The 6,948-nt window shown below is 46.1% G+C and carries 7 protein-coding genes and 5 tRNA genes; 7 read left to right on the top strand and 5 right to left on the bottom strand.

What is annotated here, in order from left to right:
- Positions 1-27: 27 nt before the first annotated feature.
- Both RO21_RS00575 and pdxY read right to left on the bottom strand, forming a co-directional pair.
- Positions 28-408, bottom strand: coding sequence for a YbaN family protein (locus RO21_RS00575; RefSeq protein ID WP_047975853.1), 381 nt, complete (start codon positions 406-408; stop codon positions 28-30).
- An 82-nt stretch (positions 409-490) separates the two neighbouring features.
- Complete coding sequence (gene pdxY / locus RO21_RS00580; protein ID WP_047975854.1) at positions 491-1,351, bottom strand: pyridoxal kinase PdxY; 861 nt, start codon at positions 1,349-1,351, stop codon at positions 491-493.
- A gap of 133 nt (positions 1,352-1,484) precedes the next feature.
- Here pdxY and RO21_RS00585 point away from each other — a divergent pair.
- A tRNA-Thr gene (locus RO21_RS00585) sits at positions 1,485-1,560 on the top strand.
- Positions 1,561-1,675: 115 nt separating this feature from the next.
- On the opposite strand, the gene accA is transcribed toward RO21_RS00585, so the two are convergent.
- Positions 1,676-2,629, bottom strand: coding sequence for an acetyl-CoA carboxylase carboxyl transferase subunit alpha (gene accA, locus RO21_RS00590; protein WP_047975855.1), 954 nt, complete (start codon positions 2,627-2,629; stop codon positions 1,676-1,678).
- Between the two features lie 353 nt (positions 2,630-2,982).
- On the opposite strand from accA, the gene RO21_RS00595 reads away from it, so the two are divergent.
- Positions 2,983-4,089, top strand: a complete 1,107-nt coding sequence (locus RO21_RS00595; protein ID WP_047975856.1) for a Gfo/Idh/MocA family protein — start codon at positions 2,983-2,985, stop codon at positions 4,087-4,089.
- 68 nt (positions 4,090-4,157) lie between these two features.
- Here RO21_RS00595 and RO21_RS00600 read toward each other — a convergent pair whose 3' ends face one another.
- A complete protein-coding gene (locus tag RO21_RS00600) occupies positions 4,158-4,868 on the bottom strand; it encodes a tRNA1(Val) (adenine(37)-N6)-methyltransferase (protein ID WP_047975857.1) in 711 nt (236 codons plus the stop codon).
- Positions 4,869-4,870: 2 nt separating this feature from the next.
- Complete coding sequence (gene coaA, locus RO21_RS00605) at positions 4,871-5,821, bottom strand: type I pantothenate kinase (RefSeq protein ID WP_047975858.1); 951 nt, start codon at positions 5,819-5,821, stop codon at positions 4,871-4,873.
- A gap of 244 nt (positions 5,822-6,065) precedes the next feature.
- On the opposite strand from coaA, the gene RO21_RS00610 reads away from it, so the two are divergent.
- From RO21_RS00610 to RO21_RS00630, 5 genes are all read left to right on the top strand, one after another.
- Positions 6,066-6,141: transfer RNA gene (locus RO21_RS00610), tRNA-Thr, on the top strand.
- 36 nt (positions 6,142-6,177) lie between these two features.
- Positions 6,178-6,262, top strand: a tRNA-Tyr gene (locus RO21_RS00615).
- Between the two features lie 38 nt (positions 6,263-6,300).
- Positions 6,301-6,375: transfer RNA gene (locus RO21_RS00620), tRNA-Gly, on the top strand.
- A gap of 3 nt (positions 6,376-6,378) precedes the next feature.
- A tRNA-Thr gene (locus RO21_RS00625) sits at positions 6,379-6,454 on the top strand.
- A 108-nt stretch (positions 6,455-6,562) separates the two neighbouring features.
- On the top strand, positions 6,563-6,948 hold a 386-nt coding region (locus tag RO21_RS00630), incomplete at its 3' end, for a GTP-binding protein (RefSeq protein ID WP_047975859.1).

The following is a 6,948-nucleotide window of genomic DNA, read 5'->3' on the forward strand; positions in this document are numbered from 1 at the left end:
CTCACTTTTTTGCAAAATTATGAGCGACTATTTTAATGTAGTAGGCGGTTTTTCTAAAGTTTTAATCTTAAAGAAGAAGTAATAATATTGAAAAATGATCACCAGTATCAGGCAAATTTTGCCCCAAATATTCGGCAGGGTCAGCAATGCGAACAGGCAAAACGGGGCGGAAAACGCCAAAATACTGATTTTTTGTTTCAGCGTCATCGCTCGGTTACGATCGTAATCTTTCAAATATCGATCATATAATTTGGTTTGCATAAACCTGTTTTTGATGCGTTCGGAGCTTTTACCGAAGCAGTAAAGCGCCAGCAACAAAAAAGGGGTGGTCGGCAACCCCGGCACAACCACACCTATTACACCTAATGCAATAAAGAGAAAGCCAAACAGAATATAGAGAATTTTCATTGATTGAATTGAGAATAAATCGCAAAATCAAATGATAACGGATTAGGCTATTTTTTCAATCTATCTGTTTAATAGTTGGCTATTAAGCAATTTTCACCGCTTGATAATGGCTTTTCGGCACTAAAATCACCTCTCTGGCGGCAATAGTTTGCAGCTCGTAACGCCCGCTTTGGTGGGTAATTTCCATTACATCATTGACGGCGTTGGCGGTATGCTCAAAGGCATCAATATCGGATTTGCCGTTTAGCACATTTGCCAAGAATATCCCTGCCGTTAAGTCGCCTACGCCCACCGGTTCTTTCGGGAAAGCGTGCAGCGGGCGGCTGATATGCCAAATGCCGTCCTCGTTTGCCAGCAACATTTCAAACTGATCGGCATTTTTACCCACACGGCTTAAATGTTTCACAAGCACTTTTTTCGGGCCTTTAGTTAAAAGCACTTTCACTGCCTCGATCGCTTGCTCGAAGTTTTCCACCGCCAAGCCGCTCAACTCACGCAATTCGACTAAATTCGGCGTAATAATATCCGCTTTCGCCATCGCGAGATTGATTAAGCCCTCTTTCACGCCGTCCGCTACGATGCAGCCTTTATCGGGGTGTCCCATTACCGGATCGCACAAATAAACAGCTTTCGGATTACGGGCTTTGACCTGCTCAAAGGCTTTCACAATCTCTGCGACCTGCTCCGCCGAGCCGATATAGCCGGAAAGCACCGCATCACACTCGGCTAAGGCGTTGATCTCATCAATCCCCCGCACAATTTCGCCGATTTGCTCTTTCGGAATCACCATTCCCGTCCACTTACCGTACTGGGTATGGTTAGAAAACTGCACCGTGTTCAACGCCCAAACGTCCACTCCTAAAAGTTGCATCGGGAAGGTTGCCGATTTATTGCCGGCATAGCCGTACACAACGTGAGACTGAATAGAAAGAATATGTTTCATTGTGTTCTTTATCCTCAAAATATGTTGGATTATTCAACATTTATACGCTTATCAAGTGATTTTCCGGCAAAAAATATTGCAAAACACCGCAAAATAATTAGAATACGCCCCGTTTTTCAAGATACCCTTCTTTGCCGACTTAGCTCAGTAGGTAGAGCAACTGACTTGTAATCAGTAGGTCACCAGTTCGATTCCGGTAGTCGGCACCATTTTTCCCTTTATGTTCCAATCGTAAGTACACAAGCACTCGGATAGCTGATCTTTTCTGCACATAAAAAACGGCAAGATTTGCAAATTATTGCGTCAATCTTACCGCTTATTCGGCTAAACGTAGCCGTAGTTCATTAAACGTTGATAACGGCGATCTGTAAGAGCCGCTTCATCAAGCGGGGCGAGATCCGCCAAATCATCTAATAAACGTTGTTTCAAATTCGCTGCCATTTGCTCAAAATCACGGTGTGCACCGCCCAAAGGTTCAGGTACGATATTGTCGATCAACCCTAACTCTTTCAGACGTGGCGCGGTCAGCCCCATCACTTCCGCCGCGGCAGAGGCTTTTTCAGCACTTTTCCATAAAATCGAAGCACAGCCTTCCGGCGAGATCACCGAATAGGTACTGTACTGCAACATATTGATTTTGTCGCCAACCCCGATGGCTAATGCACCGCCCGATCCGCCTTCGCCGATGACAGTACAAATTACCGGCACTTTGAGGGTGGACATTTCACGCAAATTGCGAGCGATCGCTTCCGATTGTCCCCGCTCTTCCGCCCCAATGCCCGGATATGCCCCCGGCGTATCAATAAAGGTGATGATCGGCAATTTAAAGCGATCCGCCATCTGCATTAAACGCAAGGCTTTACGGTAACCTTCCGGCGCAGGCATTCCAAAATTACGTTTCACTTTGTCTTTAACGCTACGCCCTTTCTGATGCCCAATCACCATCACCGGCTGCCCGTCCAAACGCGCAATACCGCCGATAATCGCTTTATCATCGGCAAAGGCACGATCGCCCGCCAGCTCGTCAAATTCGGTGAAGATCCGCTCAATATAATCTAGGGTATAAGGGCGGCTTGGGTGGCGTGCCATACGGGAAATTTGCCACGCATCTAAATCTGAAAAGGTTTTCTTGGTTAATTCTTCGCTTTTCTTTTGCAGACGGGCAATCTCATCGTCAAGGTTGATTCTGTTATCATTGCCCACCGCAGAATGCAACGCCTCGATTTTGGCTTCCAGCTCGGCAATCGGCAATTCAAAATCCAAATATTCTGTACTCATCACTTTTCCTTCTGGTTGAGAAAAAATCCGCCGTATTCTATCAGTGAATGGTGAAAAGCGGTGAGATTTCTGCAATTTTTTGCAAATTTTCGTCCAGATCCGACCGCTTGGCAAGGCAATATGACTTGGCGACACGCCCTTTTCACTGAACCCAAAATGTGAGGCAGATCACAAATTTCAATGTTCGCTTAATCAAGCTCTTGAGAGTTTTTTGGGGAAAGCCTATGATCGCACCGTTCGTCATTCTTAATTCATTATAGGTGAGCCGAAGCGATCTCGCTCAAACGGCTCACCTGTCTGTTCTTATCAAAACATCGGATTATCTTTTACTATCAGTAGGTTAAGGAGTAAAAATGACTATTCGCTACGGCGTGGTCGGCGTCGGTTATTTCGGCGCAGATCTCGCTCGCATTATGAACCAACAAGACGATGCACAAGTAACAATGGTTTACGACCCTGAACACGGTAACACGATTGCCGCCGAACTGGGTTGCACCGCTGCCGAGAGTTTACTTGAACTAGTGAGCAATCCGCATATTGATTGCGTGATCGTTGCCTCGCCAAATTATCTGCACAAAGAACCGGTGATCCTCGCCGCCCAACATAAAAAGCACGTTTTCTGCGAAAAACCGATCGCCATTAACTATGCCGATTGTGATGAAATGGTCAAAGCCTGTGAAGCAAACGGCGTTACCTTTATGGCTGGGCATATAATGAATTTCTTCAATGGAGTGCAACACGCCAAAACGCTAATCAATCAAGGGGTTATCGGCAAAGTGCTATATTGCCATACCGCTCGCAACGGCTGGGAAGATGTTCAACCAAGCGTCTCTTGGAAAAAAATGCGGGCGAAATCGGGCGGGCATTTGTATCACCATATTCACGAATTGGACTGCGTACAATTTTTAATGGGCGGCATACCTAAAACGGTTACAATGACTGCCAGTAATGTCGCTCACCAAAGCCCTCAATTTGGCGATGAAGACGATATGCTGTTTGTGAATATGGAATATGCGGACGGGCGTTTCGCCTTGTTAGAATGGGGATCGGCATTTCAGTGGGGCGAACATTATGTGCTGATTCAAGGCGAAAAAGGGGCGATTAAGCTCGATCTGTATCACTGTCAAGGCACATTACGGCTGGACGGGCAAGACAGTCATTTTCTTATTCACGAAAGCCAAGCGGAAGATGACGACCGCAGACGCATTTATACCGCCAAGCAAAAAGATGCCGCCATTCAATACGGTAAACCGGGGCAAACCACGCCGTTATGGCTAAATGCAGTGATGCATAAAGAGATGAAATACCTCAACGACCTGCTACACGGTATGCCGCCAACCGCTGAATTTCTGCCGCTATTGACCGGTGAAGCCGCCCGTGCAGCGATTGCAACCGCCGATGCCTGCACCCTGTCCCGCAATCAAAACCGCAAGGTCGAGTTAAGCGAAATTATCGGTTAATTTTCACAACATTGTCGAAAACTGACCGCTTGCAAGCGGTCGGTTACGCTGTTTTATTGGCAAAAATCTCAAAAATTGAGGTAGAAATCTTGGGTGAGGCGTTTAAATTGATCGGTGTATTGGTTATCCTGTCGATAAATTACCAAGGTTTGCCGGCTAAGCCGTTGAGCAATAAAGGAAAAACTCACCACCGCACGTTTCGGCGGTTTATTGATTTTGGTTTGAATTTGCCAATATTCTACGCAATGTAAACCGAGGGTTTGGGCGGGTTCAATCAATTTTTCCGCAGCGTCAACAGGCAAAATAAGGCTAATTTTACCGGCAGGCGCCAGCCAATTTTTCGCTTTTTTCAGCCAATCAAAATGGCTGGTTATCGCTAAGCGGGCAAGATCTCGCTGGTGATCACGGCTTGCCGGGCTGTGTTCAAAATAGGGCGGGTTGGAGACAATCAGATCAAAATAAGGTGCGAAATCCAGTGTCATCACATCGCCCTGTATAATGTGAAGCCGTTCACACCACGGGCTGTTTTGTGCATTGGCATAAGCCTGCGCAGCGGCGGCTGTCTCCAGCTCAACCGCCGTGATTTGCACCGTGCAAGCGGTGCGTTGTGCCAACATTATTGCAATCAATCCCGTGCCTGTACCGAGGTCGAGAATCCGCTGTGCTTTGTCAATATCTGCCAATGCCCCTAGCACGATACCGTCCGTATTCACTTTCATTGCACAACGATCGTGAGCAATGAAAAAGCGTTTAAATTGAAAGCCTTGCGCTCCGGACATCGCTATTTTCTCAATTTCACCGTTTCGATGGCGTGATCTTCCCCTTTCACCAAAATGAGATTTGCCCGCTCTCTGCTCGGTAAAATATTTTCCCGTAAATTCAAGCCGTTAATTTCATCCCAAATACTGGAGGCAGTGGCAACCGCCTCGGCTTCCGATAAGGTCGAATAATGGTGAAAATAGGAATTCGGATCAGAAAATGCGCCGCGGCGGAATTTCAAGAAACGGTGGATATACCATTTTTTCAGGAGTGTTTCGTCAGCATCGACATAAACGGAAAAATCCACAAAATCTGACACAAACACATTATGCGGGCTGGCGGGGTAGTTCATTCCCGTTTGCAAGACGTTTAAGCCTTCTAAAATCACAATATCCGGTTGATCGACCACGTTAAATTGATCGGGAATAATGTCGTAGGTTAAATGCGAGTAAATCGGTGCTTTCACCTCCCGTTTGCCCGATTTAATGTCGGACACAAACGCAATCAGGCGGTGAATATCGTAAGAGGCTGGAAACCCTTTCTTTTGGAGCAGATTTTTCTCTTTTAATACGTCCAGCGGGTAAAGGAAACCGTCTGTGGTGATTAAATCAACCTTCCGTTCGTGCGGCCATTGAGAAAGCAAGGCTTGAATAATACGGGCGGAGGTACTTTTCCCAACCGATACACTGCCGGCAATGCTGATAATGTAAGGCACTTTCGGCGAGGCAACATCTAAGAATTTATGCAAAACCTGCTGACGTTTGAGATTTTCATCAATGTAATAGTTGATTAAGCGGGCGAGCGGCAGATAAATAGTGCTGACTTCGTCTAATGACAACTCTTCGTTAAAACCAAGTAGCGGTTTGAGGTCTTGTTCGGTTAATTTGAGCGGGACGGATTTACGCAACGCCGCCCATTGCTGACGGTCAAAGGTTAAAAAGGGGCTGATTTTGGTATTTTTTTGCAGGCTCATAGCCAATTCTCTTCTATTTTTGTCTGTTATTTTCATTTCGAGCAGCATTTAGCTTGCTAAATATACAATAGAAACTTAAGGAATGGGGCGTTTCTCTCTGTAAATGTTGCAAAAATACTTAAAAAGTCATCAGTTTGCATATTTTACAAGCGAAAGATCCGATTTTCTAAATTTTTAGAAAAAAATACTTGCAAGGTTTTCGGAAATCCCTATAATGCGCATCACTTGCTTACGACGACGCAACGCCGACTTAGCTCAGTAGGTAGAGCAACTGACTTGTAATCAGTAGGTCACCAGTTCGATTCCGGTAGTCGGCACCATCCACTGCGCAGTGTAAATAAGTATTCAATTAGTGTGGAGGGATTCCCGAGCGGCCAAAGGGGGCAGACTGTAAATCTGTTGGCTCAGCCTTCGAAGGTTCGAATCCTTCTCCCTCCACCATTTCTTAATTGAATCTTGGGACAGACGAATTTAGAACAGCGGGCATCGTATAATGGCTATTACCTTAGCCTTCCAAGCTAATGATGCGGGTTCGATTCCCGCTGCCCGCTCCAAGCGCTGATATAGCTCAGTTGGTAGAGCACACCCTTGGTAAGGGTGAGGTCGGCGGTTCAAATCCGCCTATCAGCACCACTTCTATTCTATCTTCATCTCATCCTTAATTAAGTAATTGATTCTACATTTGGTTAATGTGGTAACGTACCATCGTAACCGTGTTTGTTTATTTAGAGGACTCTTAAAATGTCTAAAGAAAAATTTGAACGTACAAAACCGCACGTTAACGTGGGTACAATCGGCCACGTTGACCACGGTAAAACAACTTTAACAGCAGCAATCACGACTGTATTATCCAAACACTTCGGTGGTGCGGCTCGTGCATTCGACCAAATCGACAACGCGCCGGAAGAAAAAGCGCGTGGTATCACCATCAACACCTCACACGTTGAATACGATACAGCAACTCGCCACTATGCACACGTTGACTGTCCGGGGCACGCCGACTATGTTAAAAACATGATTACCGGTGCGGCACAAATGGACGGCGCAATCTTAGTCGTTGCAGCAACAGACGGCCCTATGCCACAAACTCGTGAGCACATCCTTTTAGGTCGCCAAGTAGGCGTACC

The sequence above is a fragment of the Muribacter muris genome (assembly GCF_001038205.1).
Lineage (GTDB): Bacteria > Pseudomonadota > Gammaproteobacteria > Enterobacterales > Pasteurellaceae > Muribacter > Muribacter muris.

Bases quoted from the DNA above. Each gene is read 5' to 3' on its own strand.
- RO21_RS00600 (WP_047975857.1), bottom strand. From the start codon at position 4,868: ATGTCCGGAGCGCAAGGCTTTCAATTTAAACGCTTTTTCATTGCTCAC.
- coaA (WP_047975858.1), bottom strand. From the start codon at position 5,821: ATGAGCCTGCAAAAAAATACCAAAATCAGCCCCTTTTTAACCTTTGAC.
- RO21_RS00595 (WP_047975856.1), top strand. From the start codon at position 2,983: ATGACTATTCGCTACGGCGTGGTCGGCGTCGGTTATTTCGGCGCAGAT.
- RO21_RS00575 (WP_047975853.1), bottom strand. From the start codon at position 408: ATGAAAATTCTCTATATTCTGTTTGGCTTTCTCTTTATTGCATTAGGT.
- pdxY (WP_047975854.1), bottom strand. From the start codon at position 1,351: ATGAAACATATTCTTTCTATTCAGTCTCACGTTGTGTACGGCTATGCC.
- accA (WP_047975855.1), bottom strand. From the start codon at position 2,629: ATGAGTACAGAATATTTGGATTTTGAATTGCCGATTGCCGAGCTGGAA.